Here is a 17,542-nt window from a genome sequence, read left to right as displayed (position 1 = left end):
CCGTCAGACGCCCAGGTGGCGGCGTAGGATGCTCGGGTCGCGACGTAGCTCTTCCGTTACCCCCTCATGCACCACATGTCCATTATTCAGTATATACGCTCGGTTTGCCAGGTTCAGCGCCGCCGCGATATTCTGCTCCACGACGATAATGGTCAGGCCGGTTGCCGCGAGATCACGGCAAACCCTGACCAGATCATGCACGATGATCGGTGCGAGCCCCTCGAACGGTTCGTCCAGAAGAACGATCTTGGGGTCGCGAACCAGTGCGCGGGCGATCGCCAGCATCTGCTGCTCGCCACCGGACAGATCGGTGCCGCGGCTGGAACGACGCTCCTTCAGCCGCGGGAACATTTCGTAGATGCGGTCCAACGGCCAACGTTTCGGCGCGGTCAGACCGGCCAGCACGATGTTGTCCTCGACATTCAGGCTGCCGAAGACCCGGCGATCCTCGGGGACCAGTTGCATGCCGCGCCTGGCGATCGTGTGGGCGGCCTTGCCGGCGATGGACACGCCATCCAGCACGACCCGGCCGCTGTGGGGACGCACCGCGCCCATCAGGCTTTTCAGTGTCGTGCTCTTGCCCGCCCCGTTGCGGCCCAACAGGGCAACGACCTCATGCTGTTCGACCCGCATGGCGATATCGAACAGAATGTGACTGTCGCCGTAATAACTGTTCAGGCCCTCGACTTCCAGCAGGCTCATTCCACAACCTCGCCGCCGAGATAGGCATCCTGCACCGCTTTGCTGGCCTGGATTTCGAGCGGCGTGCCATCGGCCAGGACGCGGCCTTCGCACAGCACGGTGATCCGCTCCGCCAGCCCGAAAATGGCGTCCATATCATGCTCCACCACGATCAGGGTGCGGCCGACGCGGATACGCCTCAGAAGCTGCACGGTCTCGGCCCGTTCCTGCGGGCTCATGCCGGCGAGCGGCTCGTCGAGCAGCAGCAGGGTGGGTTCGCTGGCCAGCGCCAGGCCGATCTCGACCCGCCGCTTTTCTCCATAGGCAAGATCGCTGACGGCGACGTCCGCCCGTCCGGTCAGGCCGATCAACGCCAGGGTGTGAGCGATTTGTGCCGTCACGCCAGGGACATGGGTCGCGCGACGCAGCACATCGAGACGGAAGCGGCCGCGGGCTGCCGCCAGCGCCGAGATGGCGAGGTTCTGGCGTACCGTCAGTTTGGTGAAAAGCTGATTGACCTGATAGCTTTTGGTCAGGCCGATCTGGCACACGTCGGTGACATCCCAGCCCGTTATGTCGCGTCCCTGGAAGCGGATGGTGCCGGCGGTGGGCGCCATTTCGCAGGTGATCATCTTGAAGAAGGTGCTTTTGCCGGCACCGTTCGGGCCAATGACTCCACGTAGCTCGCCCGCTTCGACAGTGAAATCGATATCGTTGTTGGCGACCAGGCCACCGAAGCGGCGGCTCAGTCCGCGCACTTCGAGTACCGGACCGGGCGGCGGCGCAGGCCGTTTCTTGGGTGGGGCATCCGCCGGCAGCGGTTCTTCATCCGTCGGGGCGGAGGACCGACGGGGTCGCGCCAAGCCGACCAGGTCGATCACGCCACCGATCACGCCGCGACGCAGGAAGCAGATCAGCAGAACGAAAATGATGCCCAGCACCAACTTCCACGCCGCACCGAGACCAAGGCCCGACTGCAGGAAATCACGCAGGTACAGCCACACGGCGGCACCGGCCAGCGGGCCGAACAGAAAGCCGGTGCCGCCGATCATGGTCTGCATGATCAACTCGCCGGAGGTGTCGAAGGTAAAGGCATCCGGTGGCATATAGCCCTGCAGAACACCCAGCAGACCGCCCGCCAACCCCGCATAAGCGGCGGCGATGGTGAACGCGAGAAGCTTGTAGCGCTCCACCGCATGGCCAACGGCGCGGGCGCGGATCGGGTTGTCGCGGATCGCCATGAAGATGGCGCCGACCGGTGAGTGGATGATGCGCCGGGCGATGATCATGCCGACCAGGAAGCAGATCGCCAGGAAGGTGTACATCGAGTATCCGGTGCCCACCCGCCACGTTACAAATCCCAGATTGAAGACCGGGCTTGGTACACCGGACAGCCCGTTCTCCCCGCCGGTATAGGCGGCCAGCGGGGAGTTCTCGACGAAGAAGAACGTCTCGGCGATCGCCACCGTGATCATGGCGAAATAGATGCCGGTGCGGCGCAGCGCGATCAGCCCGACCAGGACGCCGGTCGCGGCCCCGACGATGGTGCCGATCACCAGTGCCAGCATGACGTTGGGGATGATCCCGTTGATGGTGAGATAGGCGGCGACGAAGCCGCCGGTGCCGAAGAACGCCGATTGGCCGAACGACAGCAGGCCGGTGAAGCCGAACAGGATGTCGAAGCCGATGCCGAACAGCCCAAGCACCAGGATACGGTTCACCGTGTCGGCGGCAAAACCGAGCGAAGGCAGGATGAACGGGGCGGCGATCAGGCCGCAGGCGGTCAACAGATCCGGCAGGAACGCCCGCCAGACAGTCATCGTATCCCGGTTTCTCATGTGCGCGACGACTGCCCTAGCAACCCTTGCGGCCGCAACAACAGCACCAGCGTCATCACCACGAACAGCATGACCTGCGAGTAGCTCGGGTTGAACATCGAGGTAATGCTGAGGATTTCACCGGCGATCAGCCCGCCCAGGATGGCACCGGGGAAGGACCCGACACCGCCGATCACGACGACGACAAAGGTTTCCACCAGGATCTGGTCGCCCATATCGGGCGTCAGCGGCAACACCGGAGCATCGACGATGCCGGCGAAACCGGCGGCGGCGGCACCGATCCCGAACACCAGCATGAACACCCGGAAGACGTTGATACCCAGCATGTCGACCATGCCGGAATCCTCGATGCCGGCACGAACGATCATGCCGATGCGGGTGCGGTACAGGATTAGATACAGCACCGCCAGGGCGACGGCGATGATGCCCATCACATAGAGCCGGTAGGTGGGATAGATCAGGAATCCCATCCGGGTGATGCCGCTGGCCCACTCGGGTGGCGAGACCTGCAGTGACAGGCTGCCGAAGCCTAGCCGCACCAGCTCGACGAAGACGATGCCCAATCCGAAGGTGACCAGCAACTGGTCCTCCGGCGGGCGGCGGTAGAAATGGCGGATCAGCACCTGCTCCGTCACCACGCCGATCACCAGCACGCACAGCGTGCCGCCGACCAGCGCGAGAGCGAAAGAGTGGGTGTACTGATAGGTGACGAAGCCGCCATAGCCACCCATCATGAACATCGCGCCGTGTGCGAGATTGAGCACCCCGAGCGTGCCGTAGATGACGGTCAGTCCTGAACTGATCAGGGCGAGAAGGGCGCCAAGCGCCAACCCGTTGAACAGTTGAGAAATGAAGTTCGGCCAGCTCAGCATGTCGTGTCGTGCACGGGACGGATGTTCATGGGTATCAGGTCACGGAACCAAGCTTGCAGCCAAAGGCATCCGGCGCCTGCATCAGCCCTTCGCCGGGCACCAACGCGACGATGTCGAAGTAGTCGTCGGGCGTTTTCATCGCTGACGGCTTCTTGCCGCGGGTGACGACCACCGGGCGGATAAGCTGGTGATCGGCGGCGCGCCACTTCACCGGGCCCAGGTCGGTCTGGATCGTGCGTCCCGATTCATAGGACGCGATGACGTCGCCGGGATAGAAGGTCTTGGCGTGTTCCACCGCGTCCGCCCAGAGGCCCACCTGCATATAGGCGACATGCGCGGCCCACTCAGGCTTGTAGCCGTATTTGGCGTTGAACGTATCGACGAACATCTTGGCCATCGGATTGGTATCGCCCAGAGTCCACCAGAATTCGGTAGTGCCATAGACGCCCTGCATCAAATCGGCTCCGACTTCCTTGCTGAGGAAAGGCGACAGGTAAGGCATCACCAGTGCCATCTTGTCGAGGATGCCGAACTGTTTAGCCTGCTTGATGGACCCGACAGCGTCATTGCCGAAGTTGACGTTGATCAGCACCTCGGCGCCGCTGTTGGCGATGTTCAGCAGGAAGGAACTGTAGTCGGGCGCGCCCAGCGGGCAGACCTGATCGGTAATTGTGGTCCAGCCAGCCGGCTTGAGGAATTCCTGCATCGAGCCGGTCACCGAGTGGCCATACGTATAGTCCGGCGTCAGGTAGGCGACTTTCTTGTTCTTGCCGAACGCCTTGATTAGTTCCGGTGCGATGGCGGCGGCCGCCGTATAGGCATAATGGCAGGCACGGAAGCCGTAGCGCACGCAATCCTTGCCGGTGGTGTCATTGGAACCGCTGACCAGCGGCAGGTAGATCACATGCTCCCGCTGCGCCAACTTGTTGCTTGCGACCGCGACGGCGCTGCTGACGGACCCGGCGATCATGATCGCCTTTTTCTCGCTGATGAAGCGCGATTGCGCCTGCACCGCGACGTTCGGCTTGGCTTCGGAGTCGGCGACGTCAAATTCGACTTTCTTGCCAAGGACGCCGGTTTTGGTCAGCGGCGAGATCTTGCGGATCAGTTCATGTCCGCTGTTCAGGTGGGCCATCGCCAGTTCGAAGCCCTTGCGCTCATCCACGCCGGCGGCGGCATAGGTTCCGGTCAACGGGGTGCACAGGCCGACGAAAATCGAGGAGCCGGTGGTGCCGGCCGGGTAGTTGCCGAGTGGCGCTTCGTCGGCAAAGACCGGGCGGGACAAAGCGGCACCGGTCGCCAGGGCGCCGGCGATCCCGAGGCCACCGCGCATCAGATCGCGGCGCTGCACCACGGCTGTGTCGAGGACGTTCGTTTTGCTCATTAGCCAAAACTCCCTGATCTATTATTGGTTACCCGGCATTGACGCAGGTTGCGCTCGATTCGTGTACAAACAAACCTAAATTGTTGCAACTGGCGAAGACGTTGTGCAGCGCAGCGCCGAGCCGGTGGCGAGACTCGTGCAGATATGTAAAATTCGCGATGAATTTCCTTCATTGAGTGGAATGCTGGCGGAGCGGAAGACGTTTCCGTTCTTTGCCGTCGGTCCCGCGGTCGGAGGGCTATCCCGCAATCGGGCGGGAGAGAAAATATCCAGTCCAGGACGGGTCGCTCAGGTGCAGGTTGGGTTGGCCGCCCGGCATTTTGCCGCGAACCCCTCCGATACGAACTCCGGCCGCTTGTAGAGGCCCTTCATCCAGCTTGCGACCATGCAAAGTTCATCCAGCTTGACGACTTCATCGAGTGTCCCGGCCGGAAATCGTAGCGAGAAACTCTCGGCGATGATTGCCAGCACGACCTCCACTTGCTCGATCATCAGGCCGCAGTCGGTTTCCAGCACGGCCGAACGCGTCAGGATGGCTTCGTCCACATCGTACTCGTCACGGATGAGTTTCACGATCCAGCGGAACATGTTCATCCAGTTTTTTACGTCGTCGGTCGGGTGTGCCATGGCGTAAGTCTCGATCGTGCCAGAGATAGCCGACATCCAGTGTGCCACCGATTTAATGAACAATGTATGAATGGGCGGGGGGCCTCCCGCGACCGCTAATGGGCGTCTAATGGGACCAGACCCGGCCGCCAGTGTGACCCATCCAGGCCGTGGGGCTTTCCCCGTGGCGCGTCCCGCGCGACATTGGCGGCATGCCCGCACAGCCCTCCCTCCGTCCGCCCCGAGTCTCCAAGGAAACCCGTCTCACAGCAGTGATCGTCGCGTCCGCGCTGTTCATGCAGAACCTCGATTCGACGATCATCGCCACGGCGCTACCCACGATGGCCCGGTCGTTCGGCTACGATCCGGTGCGGATGAACGTGGCGCTGACGTCGTACCTGCTCAGCCTGACCGTGTTCATCCCTGCCAGTGGATGGGTGGCCGACCGCTACGGCACGCGCAACGTGTTTCGCGCGGCGATCGTGGTATTCACCATCGGCTCGATCTTGTGCGGCCTGTCGAACGGGCTGCCGGCGCTGGTGGCGGCCCGCGTGCTGCAAGGGATCGGCGGGGCGATGATGGTGCCGGTCGGGCGGTTGCTGCTGTTGCGGACCGCGGCGAAGTCGGAATTGGTCGCCGCCATGGCCTGGCTGACCATGCCGGCCCTGCTGGGTCCGGTGGTCGGGCCGCCGCTGGGGGGCTTCATCGTCACCTATTTCAACTGGCGCTGGACGTTCTTCATCAACATCCCCGTCGGCCTGATCGGCATCGTCGCGGTGACTCTGTTCATCCAGGATTTTCGTGAACCTCCCAAGGGCGCCTTCGATCTGCGCGGCCTGGTGCTGACCGGCATGGCGCTGATCTGCATCATGTTCGGGCTGGAAACCGTCGGCCGCGGGTTGGTCTCGCCGGAACTAACTCAGGGTATGATCGCCGCCGGCCTGGCGGTCGCATTCCTGTATTATCTGCATGCCAGGCGGACGGCGGCGCCACTGCTGGATTTCACCCTGATGCGGCTGCCCTGCTTCGGCCTGTCGTTCAGCGCCATGATGCTGTTCCGCACCGGGATCGGGGCGATTCCGTTCCTGCTGCCGATGATGTTGCAGGTCGGTTTCGGCGATGCCGCGGTGGAGAGCGGGATGATCACCTTTGCCAGTTCGGCGGGCGCACTGGTGATGAAGCCGGCGGCACAATATGCCCTGCGGATATTCGGCTTTCGCGACACGCTGATCTGGAACGGCGTGCTGTCGGGCATCATGCTGACGATGTGCGCGCTGTTCCGTCCCACATGGCCGGCGGCGGCGATATATTTCGTGCTGCTGGTCGGCGGCTTCCTGCGGTCCTTGCAGTTCACCGCCTACAACACATTGGCTTACGGCGATGTGCCACGCTCGCAAATGAGCGCGGCGACCAGTCTCTACACCGCCGGACAGCAGCTTGCGGCGACCGTCGGGGTGTCTGTCGGCGCACTGGCGCTGGAGATGGCGCGCACGATGTCGCATCACCTGACGCCGGAGAATTCAGACTTCAGCGCCGCATTCGTCGTGGTTGGGTTGATGACGTTGGCCGCGGCCCCGATTGCGTTCCTGATGCCGGTCAGTGCGGGGGACGACCTGACAGGCCGGCATGCGGTGGAGGCTCCCACGCCTACGCCCGTTCCGGCGCCTCGGGTTGGACAATAGTCAGGCTCGCAGCCGTCCTTCGCTGACGATCACGGCCTGACCGCCGATCTGGGCCTCCCGCAGCCGGCCATCAACGACATCGATCGACACTGTGATACGTGAGGGGCGTCCCATGGCATCGCCTTGCTCGATGACGAAGGTGTGGTGGCCGTCGGCGGGTTTTTCGGCGTCCATGAACGCCCCGGCGAAGGCGGCCGCCGCCGCCCCCGTCGCGGGGTCTTCCGGCACGCCCACGCTCGGGGCGAACATCCGCGCGTGGAAGGCGTGCGCTGGATCGATTGGGTCGGCGCAGTAGACGAACGCATTGGTGAACCCGTCGGTCCCCACATCGAACGCGCGGGCGAACGCTTCACCTTGTGGGCACGCCCGGCTCACGGCGTCGCGGCTCCGCAACGGGACGCAACGGAACGGATTGCCGGCCGAGTAAAGCCCCGGTTTATACGTGCCGAAGCCGATATCGCCTTCCTGAAGGCCAAGGCCGGCCGCGAGGGTGGTGTTGTCGGGCAGGGCGCCGATACATTCGGGCAGGCGAGGCAGGGTGAAGGTGGCGTGTCCGTGGTCGGGGCCCAGGACCTGGACGTCGCATGACACCACGCCGATTTTTTCTTCCAGAATGAATTCCCGGGCACCGTTCGGGTTCAGCAGGCCCAACAGCACGGCGGTGCCGACGGTTGGATGGCCGGCGAAGGGAATTTCACGGCCGGGGGTGAAAATGCGCAGGCTGGCAAGGTTGTCCGGATGAGCGGAAGCGCCGACAAACACCGTCTCCGACAGGTTAAACTCCCGGGCGATCGCCTGCATGCGCTGATCGTCGAGGCCTTCCGCGTCCAGCACGACGGCGAGTGGATTGCCTGTCAGCGCCCGTCCGGTGAAGACATCGAGGGTATGGAAGCGGCGCGTCATGCCATGGATTCCTTGTCGAGGGCCGCCGAAACGCCGGCGAGAGCTGCTTCGAGGTCTTGCAGGGGAAGTAAGCCAAAACCGAGCCGGAAAACCCGGGCTTCGTCGCCGAACCAGGTGCCGTTGGCGACGCGGATGCCGTGGCTGGCCAATTCATCATAGAAACGGCTGACAGCGGCATCGTCGAATCTGTCCGAATGCAACCGCACGCAGCAGATTGCCCCGGCATCCGGGCGGACCCATTCGACGCGGTCCGCATTCTGCCGGATCCAGGCGGCGGTGCTTGCCAGGCAGGCCGCGAAGTGGTCGTGCCGGGATCGATGGCTGTGCCGCAGCACGCGGCAGGCCAGTGCCTCGTCCACGGCGGAACAGGAGATCACGGTGCTGAATTTTCCCAGGATCAGTTGCTGGCGCAGGACGGGATCGCGGGTGATTGCCCAGCCAATGCGTAAACCGGGCGCACCGTGGCATTTGGACAGGGACGCGACGGAAACGACTTTTGGACCAAGATCGACGAGACTGGGGGCGGCGGGATCGTCGCCGTACACGGCCTCACGGTACGTTTCGTCCGCTAGGAGATAGGCGTCGGGGCATACTTCCCGCATCGCGTCGAGGATGGCTCGGACGGTCTCCGGCGGAATAGCCGAACCAGACGGGTTTTGCGGCGATGCCAGGCTGACCAGCTTCGTCCGAACCGACAGGGCGGCGCGGATGTCCGCCGGGTCCGGCTGGTAGCGGTGATCGAAGTTCAGCCGCACAGTGCGGATTTCGGCACCGACGGTTTCCAGTGCGGCGCGGGCGAGGGGAAACACCGGTGCGGTCGTGATCGCTTCGTCGCCAGGATCGCACAGGATGAACGCAACCAGAAACAGCGCGTGCATGCCGCCCATGGTGACGACGACGTTGTCCGGAGCAACGCCGTTACGTTCGGCGATTATCGCCCGCAGTCCGGGATCTCCCGCCGTGGAACCGTAGCCGAGGGGGATGTCGTCCGGACCCAGCACATCGTGCAGATGCAGGTCCGGTCCGAAGCTCTCCGCGAGGTCGAACCGGGGTGCGGGACCGACCAGGGTCATGATGTCGTTGGTTGGGAAATGGGCCATGGGCGACTGTTTAACGTGCCAACTCCGAAGATAACAGATACAGATAACTGGAATTGTACCCATAACAGTTGTAAGAGGCGGGCTTGATGATGAAGGCGCGATCCATGCGGGCAGACCCGGTCCATCGGTACGAGGAATTGGCGGGCTACGTCACAGCGCTGATCGACAACGGCACATTGCGGCCGGGTGGGCGTGTGCCGTCTCTGCGGGAGATCGGACGCCAGCGGCGTGCCAGTCTTTCGACCGCTCTTCACGCCTACCGCCTGCTGGAAGACCGGGGGGTCATCGAGGCTCGGCCTCGCTCCGGCTATGTCGTCACCAAAGGTGGACCGATCGCGTTGGCGGCCCCGGAGCTGTCCGCGCCACCGGGAAAGCCGGTGAACGTGGCCGTGTCCAGCATCATGGCGAAGCTGTTGGAGCATGCGGGCGATCCCAGGCTGGTGCCGCTGGGCTGCGCGATCCCCAGTGCCGCGTTGCTGGCGGCCGGGAAGCTCGACCGGTTCCTGGCACGCGCCGCCCGGGTCAAGGGAAGCGAATACAACACCTATACCGTCCCCAAGGGCGATCTGCGGCTGCGGCAGGAGATTTCCCGGCGGGCGCTGCGATGGGGACAGGTTTTGCCGCCGGAGGACATCGCGATCACCTGCGGCTGCACCGAGGCGTTGGCGCTGGCGTTGCGAACCGTCGCCAGGGCGGGGGATACGATCGCGGTCGAATCGCCAACCTATTTCGGGATGCTGCAGGTTATCGAGGCCCTTGACCTGAAGGTGCTGGAACTGCCGACCGATGTGCGAACGGGGGTCGATCTGTCGGCGCTGGGGCGGGCCGTGCGAGGCGGCGCGATCAAGGCGTGCCTGTTGTCCTCCAGCTTCAACAATCCGTTGGGTTGCACCATGCCGGAGGAGAAGAAGATCGCGGTCCTGGACCTGCTGGCACAGCAAAAGGTGCCGTTGATCGAGGACGATATCTACGGCGATATCTATTTCGGCAAGGAACGGCCCGTGCCGTTCACGGCATTGGATCGGCACGACAATACGATCTATTGCAGTTCGTTCTCCAAGACCATTGCGCCGGGGTACCGGATCGGCTGGGTGGCGAGCGGACGGCATATGCAGCGGTTGCTGGGGAACAAGCTCGCCTCGACGCTGTGCGGACCCGGACTGCCGCAGGCGGCCTTGGCGGATTTTCTGTCGTCAGGTGGGTACGACAGCCATCTGCGGCGGGTCAGGGGGACGTTTGAAGACAGTCTGCACCAGATGATCCGCACGATCGATCGGGCGTTTCCAAAGGGCACGCTGGTGTCCCAGCCCGCGGGCGGCTTCGTGCTGTGGGTGGAACTGCCTGCGGCCGTCTCGACGCGGGCGCTGTTTCACCAGGCGCTGGAACAAGGCGTTTGCTTCGCGCCGGGCGATGTGTTCTCGGCCAGTGATCGTTACGGTAACTGCATGCGGCTGAGTTGCGGGCAGAGCTGGGATGAGCGGATGGAGACCGGGTTGCGGCGGTTGGGTGCGCTGGCCGGGGAGGCGATAGTAAGGAAAGGTCACGACAATGGGGACGTCTGAACTATATTTGAGAATTTTACCGCGTTGAATCTCCGCACGCTGGATACTAACGTTTTGTGAGAAAGCAAGCCGTTGTTGCTCATACGAAGATGTAGCGATCGAAGCATTTTCCATAGAGAATAAATTTTAGGATTGCTGCGATGTAATTTCCAGACTTATCCATGTTATCGGAGCATTCATATTAAGCAAAATTATTGATGGTGGCACTTGGATTTTCGCATCGTACGCGCTAGCCTAATTTACTCGTTCAGTAACGTCTGTTGAACGGGACCCAAGCCAGCGATTTCCATGCTTCGGGCGTTCGAACCGATCCGGCTCCGTGGGCCGTGATTCCATTGATTGACTTCACCAATGTCATCCGATCCATGCTTTACCTGTCTCGCCGGGGGCTCCGTCTCCAACCATAAACAAACAGCAACAAATAGCGATCATTCGCCAGGAGCGTCAAATGGCCACGACATACACTGAGACACAAGTGATGATGACACTGGCTGCGCTGGCGGCGACCGGCGCGACGGAGCGACCTTCCGGTGAGACCCGCCTGGAGCAGGAAACCCGAATCCTCAAGGGCATCAAGGCGCAACTCGCGATGCCGGGCCTCGCCACCAACAATGAGTGGACGGCAACATGGGTTGGCCTCACCTCGAGCAGGGCCAACCTCGCTTATCTCGCCTACAACCCGAACTTTGGGACAAGCGGCACCGTCAACCCGGTCTACGCGCTGGTCCTGCGTGGAACCATGGGCGGCTCGCCGATCGACACATCGGAGGACATGCAGGTCGGCCTGATGCTCGACTTCGCGGCCGGGGGCACGCCGAATAAAGGCAAGATCGGCAAGATTTCCCAGGGTGCCATGGAAGCATTCACCGACATCGTGATGGGCACCGATCTGTTGTCGGCCCTCCAAAATCCTACACCCGCGTTGCTGTACGTGGTTGGCCACAGCCTTGGCGGCGCTATGGTCACCACGATCAGCCTGTTTTTGGCCGCCGCGAATTTGATGCCGTATGAGCAAGTTCTGCCGTACACGTTCGCCGCACCTACCGCGGGTGATGCCGATTTCGCGGCCTGGTTCGACGCCCGGTACCCGTGGGCAAAGTGCGTCATCAACAAATACGACCTGGTTCCCAATGCGTGGGCAACTTTGGATTCGCTCGTCGACGACCACAAAAACCATCCGTTTTACCCCGGACCGGATTCGAGCCCGTCAGGGCCCGGGCCGATCGCGACGCCCGCGGACGCCCCGGGTATCCTGATCAAAAACATCGCCAAGGGCAGAAACGGCAACAAATATGTCCAGCCGACGCAGCAGCCGCCACTCAATGACGGCGCTACACTTCTGTTCCAGGTCTATCCCATCAACGTCCAGTCGACGACGGACATGTTCGAGGTCCAGGTGGGCTTCCAACACGCCAACAACACTTATCTCAACCTGCTTGGCGCACCGACGCTGCCCGCAACGGCTCCCGTCGTCGCGTCTGTCACGCCGGCCAGCGGACCCACCGCCGGTGGCACATCGGTCACTATCACGCCGCCCCCAGGCCTGTCGTTCTCCCAGGACAGCGTCGTCGACTTTGGTATCATTCCGGCCGCGTCGTGGAGCGTCGCACATGATGGATCCAGCATCACCGCCAAGTCCCCCCGGGGCGTCGGAACGGTCGATATCCGGGTGACGAATGAGTTCGGAACCTCCCCGGCGGTGCCGGTCTACCCGAACCTGACGTTTGACGATTTCAACGATCAGTTCACGTACGATCCGGCTTAGTGCATGCCGGTGATCAGGTGCCGCCGCGATCCCGACGGGTAACGTAACCTTGCCGGAAACGAGAAACACGAAGGCTGAAAAGCGAGCCAAGAATGCCGGTATCAAATGCCGCGGCGTAAATCTCGGCGGCTTGGTCGGTGACCGGGCCGGCGGGCCTTCGGTGCCGCTACCCGGGGGCCACGTCGATCACCGTCCCCAAAGCCGCACCGTTTGCCGCATAGGCTCGGTCATATTCGATCGCCCGCGCGATCTCGGCCATGGCGTCGTGTCCGTAGAGCCGTCCCAGCAGGTACAGTGTTGTGTCGATCGCCAACGACACGCCGCCGTCGGTCACCACGCCCGCATCGACCACCTGTGCCACCGCGGTTCGAGCCGAACCGGTGCGTCCGAGCCGTTCCAGCGGTGCCACAACCTCCGTCCCGACCGCATGGCGCCGAGTCGTGGCGCGGCGCCCGTCCAGCACCCCGGATGCGCCCAGGATCATGGCGCCTGTGCAGACCGAGGCGATCCCCTCCGGCCGTAGTCCTCGTAGATAGGCAAGGATTGTCGCATCCGCCGCCGCAGCCGGCCAACCCGTACCGCCGCAAACGATCACCACATCGCACGCGGGTGCCGTATCGATCCCGTGATCGGCGCAAACCGTCACGCCGCCGGCCAAACGCACGGGACCGGCTCGCGGAGCGACGACGGTTGCCGCGACGTTTGGCAACACACGGCGCGCCATCGATATGACACCGACGGTGCCGCCGATGTCGATCGGCTCCACGCCTTCATGGCTCAGCACGCCGAACAACGTCGGGTCGGAAGACTGCTTCATGTCCGGTACACTGCTTGCCTGGGGTTTCGCTGTGACACGGGCCCCCGTCCGCAAAAAAAAATCCGCCACGGCCAGCGCCACGGTCGAACATGCGTGCCCCGAATGTCCCCTTCACGCAACCGTCATAAAAAGGTAATCGATTGGCAACGCAGCGTTGGTAACGGCTGCGAACCAACTCAGGTGAGGAAACCGTCAATGAAGCGCCGCACGCTGCTTGCCGCCCCGATCGCCCTCGCAGCCACCCGGACCCGGGCGGCGGAGAAGACGAAGATCCTGTGGTGGCACGCGATGACCGCGGCCCTGGCCGATGAGGTCACCCGCATCGCCAACGGCTTCAATGCCAGCCAGAGCGACGTAGAGATCGAGGCGGTCTACAAAGGCGGTTACGCCGACACGCTGACAGCGGTGATCGCGGCTTCCCGAGCAGGACAGGCGCCGCATCTGGTGCAAGTGTTCGAGGTCGGGACCGGCACCATGCTAGCCGCCCGCAAGGCAGTGAAGCCGGTGTGGGAACTGGCGCAGGAAACCGGACTGGCGATTGACCCGAAGGCCTATATCCCCGCCGTTCGCGGCTATTACAGCCTCAGCGATGGTCGCATGGCGGCGATGCCGTTCAATTCCTCCACCGCGGTGATGTGGTACAACAAAGATGCGTTCCGCAAGGCGGGGCTCGATCCGGACAAGGCGCCGGCGACGTGGCAGGACGTTCGCAAGGCGGCCGAAGCGATCAAGGCAAAGAACGCCGCCCCGGTGTCGATGACAACGTCCTGGCCGACCTGGATTCAGCTGGAGCAGTACAGCGCGCTGCACAACCTGCCGTTCGCCACGAAATCCGACGGCTTCGACGGGCTGGACGCCGAACTGACCTTCAACAGCAAGGCGCATGTGAAGCACATCGAACGGCTGCTGGAGATGTCGAAGGACGGCACCTTCAAATACGCCGGCCGCGACACTGCGCCAGACCCGCTGATCATCTCCGGTGAGGCGGCGATCTCGTTCGGGTCGTCGTCGTCTCGCGGCAACCTGGTCAAATCGGCGAAATACGAATGGGCGGAGGCGTATCTTCCGTACGACCCGGAGATCATCAAGACCCCGATGAACTCGATCATCGGCGGCGCCAGCCTGTGGCCCATGACGGCGCCCGGCCGGACCCCGGCGGAATACAAGGCGGTGGCCGAATTCCTGAAATACATCGGCAAGCCCGACGTGGATGCGACCTGGGCGCAAAACACTGGCTATGTCCCGGTGACGTTCGCCGGTTACGAACTGTCCAAGCAGCAGGGTTATTACACCAAGAACGTGGGCGCCGACCTTCCTGTCGAGCAACTCACCCGCGGCACCGTAACCGCCAACACCAAGGGCCTGCGGCTCGGGCGTCTCCCGGAAATCCGCAACATCATCCAGGAAGAGCTGGAAAAGGCGCTGCAAGGCGGGCAGACCGCGCAACAGGCTATGGACGTCGCGGTGACCCGCGGCAACCGGGTGCTGAAGGAATTCGCCAAGGCCGCTAAGGCGTAACGGTCCGGTGGACCGCCGCACGATCTTCAATGGCCGCCTGCTGCCGGTGGCGCTGCTGCTGCCGCAGCTTCTGCTGACGTTTTTCTTCTTCTACTGGCCGGCTGGACAGGCGGTGTGGTCCAGCCTGATCACCCAGGATGCGTTCGGCCAAGGTTCGGTGTTCGTCGGGTTGGACAATTTCGTCGACCTGTTCACTGACCCCCTATACGTGGCGTCCATCGTCCGGACGGTGTTCTTCTGTCTGGCCGTCAGCGTGGCGGCGATGGGCATCGCGCTTGTATTGGCGGTGTTTGCCGACCGGTCCATCGCCGGGCGAGGCATCTACCGCACGCTGCTGATCTGGCCGTACGCGATCGCGCCCGCGATGTCGGCGGTGCTGTTCCTGTTCGTGCTGAACCCCAGGGTCGGCCTGCTGGGCCGCTGGCTGAACGATCACGGCATCGCCTGGGACTACACGCTGAACGGCACGCAGGCGATGCTGATGGTCATCTCCGCCAGCGCCTGGAAACAGGTCAGCTACAACTTCATCTTCTTCCTGGCCGGCCTGCAATCGATCCCGCGCGCGGTGACCGAGGCTGCCAGGATGGACGGTGCCAAAGGCTGGCACCGGTTCCGCACCATTACCTTTCCCTTGCTGGCGCCCACGACGTTCTTTCTGCTGGTGGTCAACGTGGTTTACGCCGCGTTCGACACATTCGGCACGATTTTCGCGCTGACCCAGGGCGGCCCGGGGCAGGACACCGAAACCCTGGTGCTGAAAGTGTTCCGCGACGGCGTGATCAACCAGGATATCGGGTCGTCGTCGGCTCAATCCGTGGTGCTGATGTTCGGGGTGATCGCCATCACCGCGGTGCAGTTCCGGTTCATGGGGCGGAAGACAGTGTCATGAAGGACCGTCCCGACTATCTCGCCCATGCGGTCCTGATCCTCGGCGTCGTGTTGTTCGCACTGCCCGTGTGGCTGGTGTTCGCCGGGTCCACCCAGGATTCCGACGCGATCATGCGAGGCGACCTGTCGCTGATCCCGCATTTGTCCAACCTGTCGGTCTACAAGCGCGTCCTGCTGCACGGCACGATGGGAACCGAACCTGTCTGGCACATGCTGATGATCTCGTTCGGTATGGCGATGGCGATCGCCTGCGGGAAGATCGTCATATCCATCCTGTCGGCCTACGCCGTGGTGTTCTTCCGGTTTCCGTTCCGCCAGGTCGCGTTCTGGCTGATCTTCGTGACGCTGATGCTGCCCGTCGAGGTCCGCATCATCCCCACCTACGCCGTGATGGCGGATTTCGGGCTGATCAACACGTTCACCGGCCTGTGGGTACCGCTGATCGCGTCGGCTACCGCGACGCTGCTGTTCCGCCAGGTCTTCACCGCGATCCCCGATGAACTGGTAGAGGCGGCGCGTATCGATGGCGCCGGGCCGCTGCGTTTCCTATGGGACATCGTGCTGCCGGTGTCTCGCGCCAATATCGCGGCGTTGTTCGTCATCCTGTTCGTCTATGGCTGGAACCAATATCTCTGGCCGTTGCTGGTGGCGACCAATCAGGGGCTGGATACGATCGTGATCGGCATCGTCAAGATGATTGGTGAGGAGACGCAGACCGACTGGGGCGCGGTGATGGCCACCGCAGTCTTGGCCCTGGTGCCGCCGGTGCTGGTGGTCGTGCTGATGCAACGCTGGTTCGTTGCCGGCCTGACGGAAGGCGAGAAATAGATGGCGACGTTGGAACTGCAAGGCCTGCGCAAGAGTTTCGCCGCGACGCAGGTGTTGCGGCAGATCGATATTGCCCTCGCCGATGGGGAAATGCTGGTGATCGTCGGCGCCTCGGGTTGCGGCAAATCGACGCTGCTGCGGCTGGTGGCAGGGCTGGAGACTCCCACCGCCGGCCGTATCACCATCGGTGGCCGTGATGTTACAGGACTGGACCCCAGCGAACGGGACATCGCCATGGTGTTCCAGAACTACGCCTTGTATCCACATATGTCGGTGTTCGACAACATGGCGTACGGCCTGCGCATCCGCGGCCTATCGCGCGGCGACATCACCCGAAAGGTCGAAGACGCCGCCGCCCTGCTCGGTCTGGAAGCGCTGTTGTCCCGTAAGCCCAGGCAACTGTCCGGCGGCCAGCGGCAACGCGTGGCGATGGGGCGCGCAATCGTTCGCGATCCAAAACTATTCCTGTTCGATGAACCTCTATCGAACCTCGATGCGAAACTACGCGTCCAGATGCGCGCCGAAATCCGCCGCCTGCAACGACGCCTGGGTGTCACCAGCCTGTACGTGACGCACGACCAGGTGGAGGCGATGACCCTGGGCGACCGGTTGCTGATCCTGCATGAAGGCACACCGGCGCAACTGGCCACGCCGATGGAGGTGTTCGAGCGCCCCGCCGATACCTATGTCGCGGGATTTGTCGGTTCTCCGACAATGAATTTCCTGCCGGGGCGTCTGGCGCGTGACGGAACCGCGGTGCAACTGGACGCCGGGCCGCTGATCCCGCTTCAGGGACGGCGGTCAGGCGATGCCGTCACGCTGGGCATCCGGCCGGAGCATTTGACCCTGGGTGGTTCCGATTTGACCTTGACGGTTGATCTGGTCGAGCCTTTGGGATCGGAGACATTGCTGCACGGGCGGGTGGCTGGTCGCGAAGCCGACGCGATCACGGTGAAGGTCGCGGGTGCGGTAACGGCGACCGAGACCGTTACGGTCGGCGTTCAAGCCGATCAGGCGCACGTGTTCGATGCCGGGACGGGAAAGCGGATCGATCCTTTGGGTCAATGAAAACCGACCAGCGTTCCCGCCCGCCGTGGA

15 protein-coding genes are annotated in these 17,542 nt (G+C 63.1%); 7 read left to right on the top strand and 8 right to left on the bottom strand.

Going from position 1 to position 17,542, the window contains the following annotated elements:
• Positions 1 to 3: 3 nt before the first annotated feature.
• The 5 genes from GSQ89_RS30305 to GSQ89_RS30285 form a co-directional block, all read right to left on the bottom strand.
• Positions 4 to 702 carry an ABC transporter ATP-binding protein gene (locus tag GSQ89_RS30305; RefSeq protein WP_158931837.1) on the bottom strand — a complete coding sequence of 233 codons (699 nt, stop codon included), beginning with the start codon at positions 700 to 702 and terminating at the stop codon, positions 4 to 6.
• On the bottom strand, positions 699 to 2,519 hold the full coding sequence (locus GSQ89_RS30300; RefSeq protein ID WP_216856486.1) for an ABC transporter permease subunit: 1,821 nt from the start codon (positions 2,517 to 2,519) through the stop codon (positions 699 to 701). Before GSQ89_RS30300 ends, GSQ89_RS30305 begins: the two co-directional genes overlap by 4 nt.
• The gene (locus GSQ89_RS30295; protein ID WP_158931836.1) at positions 2,516 to 3,391 is read right to left on the bottom strand and encodes a branched-chain amino acid ABC transporter permease; all 876 of its coding nucleotides are present in this window, start codon (positions 3,389 to 3,391) and stop codon (positions 2,516 to 2,518) included. Before GSQ89_RS30295 ends, GSQ89_RS30300 begins: the two co-directional genes overlap by 4 nt.
• A 34-nt stretch (positions 3,392 to 3,425) precedes the next feature.
• Positions 3,426 to 4,775 (bottom strand): substrate-binding protein, encoded by a 1,350-nt coding sequence (locus GSQ89_RS30290; RefSeq protein WP_158931835.1) that lies wholly within the window; start codon positions 4,773 to 4,775, stop codon positions 3,426 to 3,428.
• A 288-nt stretch (positions 4,776 to 5,063) separates the two neighbouring features.
• Positions 5,064 to 5,438, bottom strand: coding sequence for an acyl carrier protein (locus GSQ89_RS30285; RefSeq protein WP_254073432.1), 375 nt, complete (start codon positions 5,436 to 5,438; stop codon positions 5,064 to 5,066).
• Positions 5,439 to 5,593: 155 nt separating this feature from the next.
• On the opposite strand from GSQ89_RS30285, the gene GSQ89_RS30280 reads away from it, so the two are divergent.
• Positions 5,594 to 7,063 carry an MFS transporter gene (locus GSQ89_RS30280; RefSeq protein ID WP_158931834.1) on the top strand — a complete coding sequence of 490 codons (1,470 nt, stop codon included), beginning with the start codon at positions 5,594 to 5,596 and terminating at the stop codon, positions 7,061 to 7,063.
• Here the strand turns inward: GSQ89_RS30280 and GSQ89_RS30275 are convergent, their stop codons facing one another.
• Entirely contained in the window at positions 7,064 to 7,966 is a 903-nt protein-coding gene (locus GSQ89_RS30275; protein ID WP_158931833.1) for a PhzF family phenazine biosynthesis protein, read from the bottom strand.
• The gene (locus tag GSQ89_RS30270; RefSeq protein WP_158931832.1) at positions 7,963 to 9,066 is read right to left on the bottom strand and encodes a pyridoxal phosphate-dependent aminotransferase; all 1,104 of its coding nucleotides are present in this window, start codon (positions 9,064 to 9,066) and stop codon (positions 7,963 to 7,965) included. The genes GSQ89_RS30275 and GSQ89_RS30270 overlap by 4 nt, the downstream gene beginning before the upstream one ends.
• 86 nt (positions 9,067 to 9,152) lie before the next feature.
• Here GSQ89_RS30270 and GSQ89_RS30265 point away from each other — a divergent pair, with 86 nt between their 5' ends.
• Positions 9,153 to 10,628: a PLP-dependent aminotransferase family protein gene (locus GSQ89_RS30265; protein ID WP_216856485.1), complete on the top strand. Its 1,476-nt coding sequence runs from the start codon at positions 9,153 to 9,155 to the stop codon at positions 10,626 to 10,628.
• 478 nt (positions 10,629 to 11,106) lie between these two features.
• Positions 11,107 to 12,393, top strand: a complete 1,287-nt coding sequence (locus GSQ89_RS30260) for a lipase family protein (protein ID WP_254073446.1) — start codon at positions 11,107 to 11,109, stop codon at positions 12,391 to 12,393.
• A 166-nt stretch (positions 12,394 to 12,559) separates the two neighbouring features.
• Here the strand turns inward: GSQ89_RS30260 and GSQ89_RS30255 are convergent, their stop codons facing one another.
• Positions 12,560 to 13,210 carry a DJ-1/PfpI family protein gene (locus GSQ89_RS30255; RefSeq protein ID WP_158931829.1) on the bottom strand — a complete coding sequence of 217 codons (651 nt, stop codon included), beginning with the start codon at positions 13,208 to 13,210 and terminating at the stop codon, positions 12,560 to 12,562.
• 195 nt (positions 13,211 to 13,405) lie between these two features.
• Here GSQ89_RS30255 and ugpB point away from each other — a divergent pair, with 195 nt between their 5' ends.
• From ugpB to GSQ89_RS30235, 4 genes are read left to right on the top strand one after another with little or no spacing between them, the layout of a single operon-like run.
• Positions 13,406 to 14,728, top strand: coding sequence for a sn-glycerol-3-phosphate ABC transporter substrate-binding protein UgpB (gene ugpB / locus GSQ89_RS30250; RefSeq protein ID WP_158931828.1), 1,323 nt, complete (start codon positions 13,406 to 13,408; stop codon positions 14,726 to 14,728).
• 7 nt (positions 14,729 to 14,735) lie between these two features.
• Complete coding sequence (locus tag GSQ89_RS30245; protein WP_158931827.1) at positions 14,736 to 15,617, top strand: ABC transporter permease subunit; 882 nt, start codon at positions 14,736 to 14,738, stop codon at positions 15,615 to 15,617.
• Positions 15,614 to 16,444 carry a sn-glycerol-3-phosphate ABC transporter permease UgpE gene (gene ugpE / locus GSQ89_RS30240; protein ID WP_158931826.1) on the top strand — a complete coding sequence of 277 codons (831 nt, stop codon included), beginning with the start codon at positions 15,614 to 15,616 and terminating at the stop codon, positions 16,442 to 16,444. The genes GSQ89_RS30245 and ugpE overlap by 4 nt, the downstream gene beginning before the upstream one ends.
• Positions 16,445 to 17,512, top strand: a complete 1,068-nt coding sequence (locus tag GSQ89_RS30235) for an ABC transporter ATP-binding protein (RefSeq protein ID WP_158931825.1) — start codon at positions 16,445 to 16,447, stop codon at positions 17,510 to 17,512.
• The last annotated feature ends 30 nt before the right edge of the window (positions 17,513 to 17,542 follow it).

The sequence above is a fragment of the Acidisphaera sp. S103 genome, from assembly GCF_009765975.1.
Lineage (GTDB): Bacteria > Pseudomonadota > Alphaproteobacteria > Acetobacterales > Acetobacteraceae > Rhodopila.
Note: the sequence above shows the minus strand (reverse complement) of the source record. Positions and strands in the feature narration are given on the sequence as shown.

Bases quoted from the DNA above. Each gene is read 5' to 3' on its own strand.
- GSQ89_RS30305 (WP_158931837.1), bottom strand. From the start codon at position 702: ATGAGCCTGCTGGAAGTCGAGGGCCTGAACAGTTATTACGGCGACAGT.
- GSQ89_RS30300 (WP_216856486.1), bottom strand. From the start codon at position 2,519: ATGAGAAACCGGGATACGATGACTGTCTGGCGGGCGTTCCTGCCGGAT.
- GSQ89_RS30295 (WP_158931836.1), bottom strand. From the start codon at position 3,391: ATGCTGAGCTGGCCGAACTTCATTTCTCAACTGTTCAACGGGTTGGCG.
- GSQ89_RS30290 (WP_158931835.1), bottom strand. From the start codon at position 4,775: ATGAGCAAAACGAACGTCCTCGACACAGCCGTGGTGCAGCGCCGCGAT.
- GSQ89_RS30285 (WP_254073432.1), bottom strand. From the start codon at position 5,438: ATGTCGGCTATCTCTGGCACGATCGAGACTTACGCCATGGCACACCCG.
- GSQ89_RS30280 (WP_158931834.1), top strand. From the start codon at position 5,594: ATGCCCGCACAGCCCTCCCTCCGTCCGCCCCGAGTCTCCAAGGAAACC.
- GSQ89_RS30275 (WP_158931833.1), bottom strand. From the start codon at position 7,966: ATGACGCGCCGCTTCCATACCCTCGATGTCTTCACCGGACGGGCGCTG.
- GSQ89_RS30270 (WP_158931832.1), bottom strand. From the start codon at position 9,066: ATGGCCCATTTCCCAACCAACGACATCATGACCCTGGTCGGTCCCGCA.
- GSQ89_RS30265 (WP_216856485.1), top strand. From the start codon at position 9,153: ATGATGAAGGCGCGATCCATGCGGGCAGACCCGGTCCATCGGTACGAG.
- GSQ89_RS30260 (WP_254073446.1), top strand. From the start codon at position 11,107: ATGATGACACTGGCTGCGCTGGCGGCGACCGGCGCGACGGAGCGACCT.
- GSQ89_RS30255 (WP_158931829.1), bottom strand. From the start codon at position 13,210: ATGAAGCAGTCTTCCGACCCGACGTTGTTCGGCGTGCTGAGCCATGAA.
- ugpB (WP_158931828.1), top strand. From the start codon at position 13,406: ATGAAGCGCCGCACGCTGCTTGCCGCCCCGATCGCCCTCGCAGCCACC.
- ugpE (WP_158931826.1), top strand. From the start codon at position 15,614: ATGAAGGACCGTCCCGACTATCTCGCCCATGCGGTCCTGATCCTCGGC.
- GSQ89_RS30235 (WP_158931825.1), top strand. From the start codon at position 16,445: ATGGCGACGTTGGAACTGCAAGGCCTGCGCAAGAGTTTCGCCGCGACG.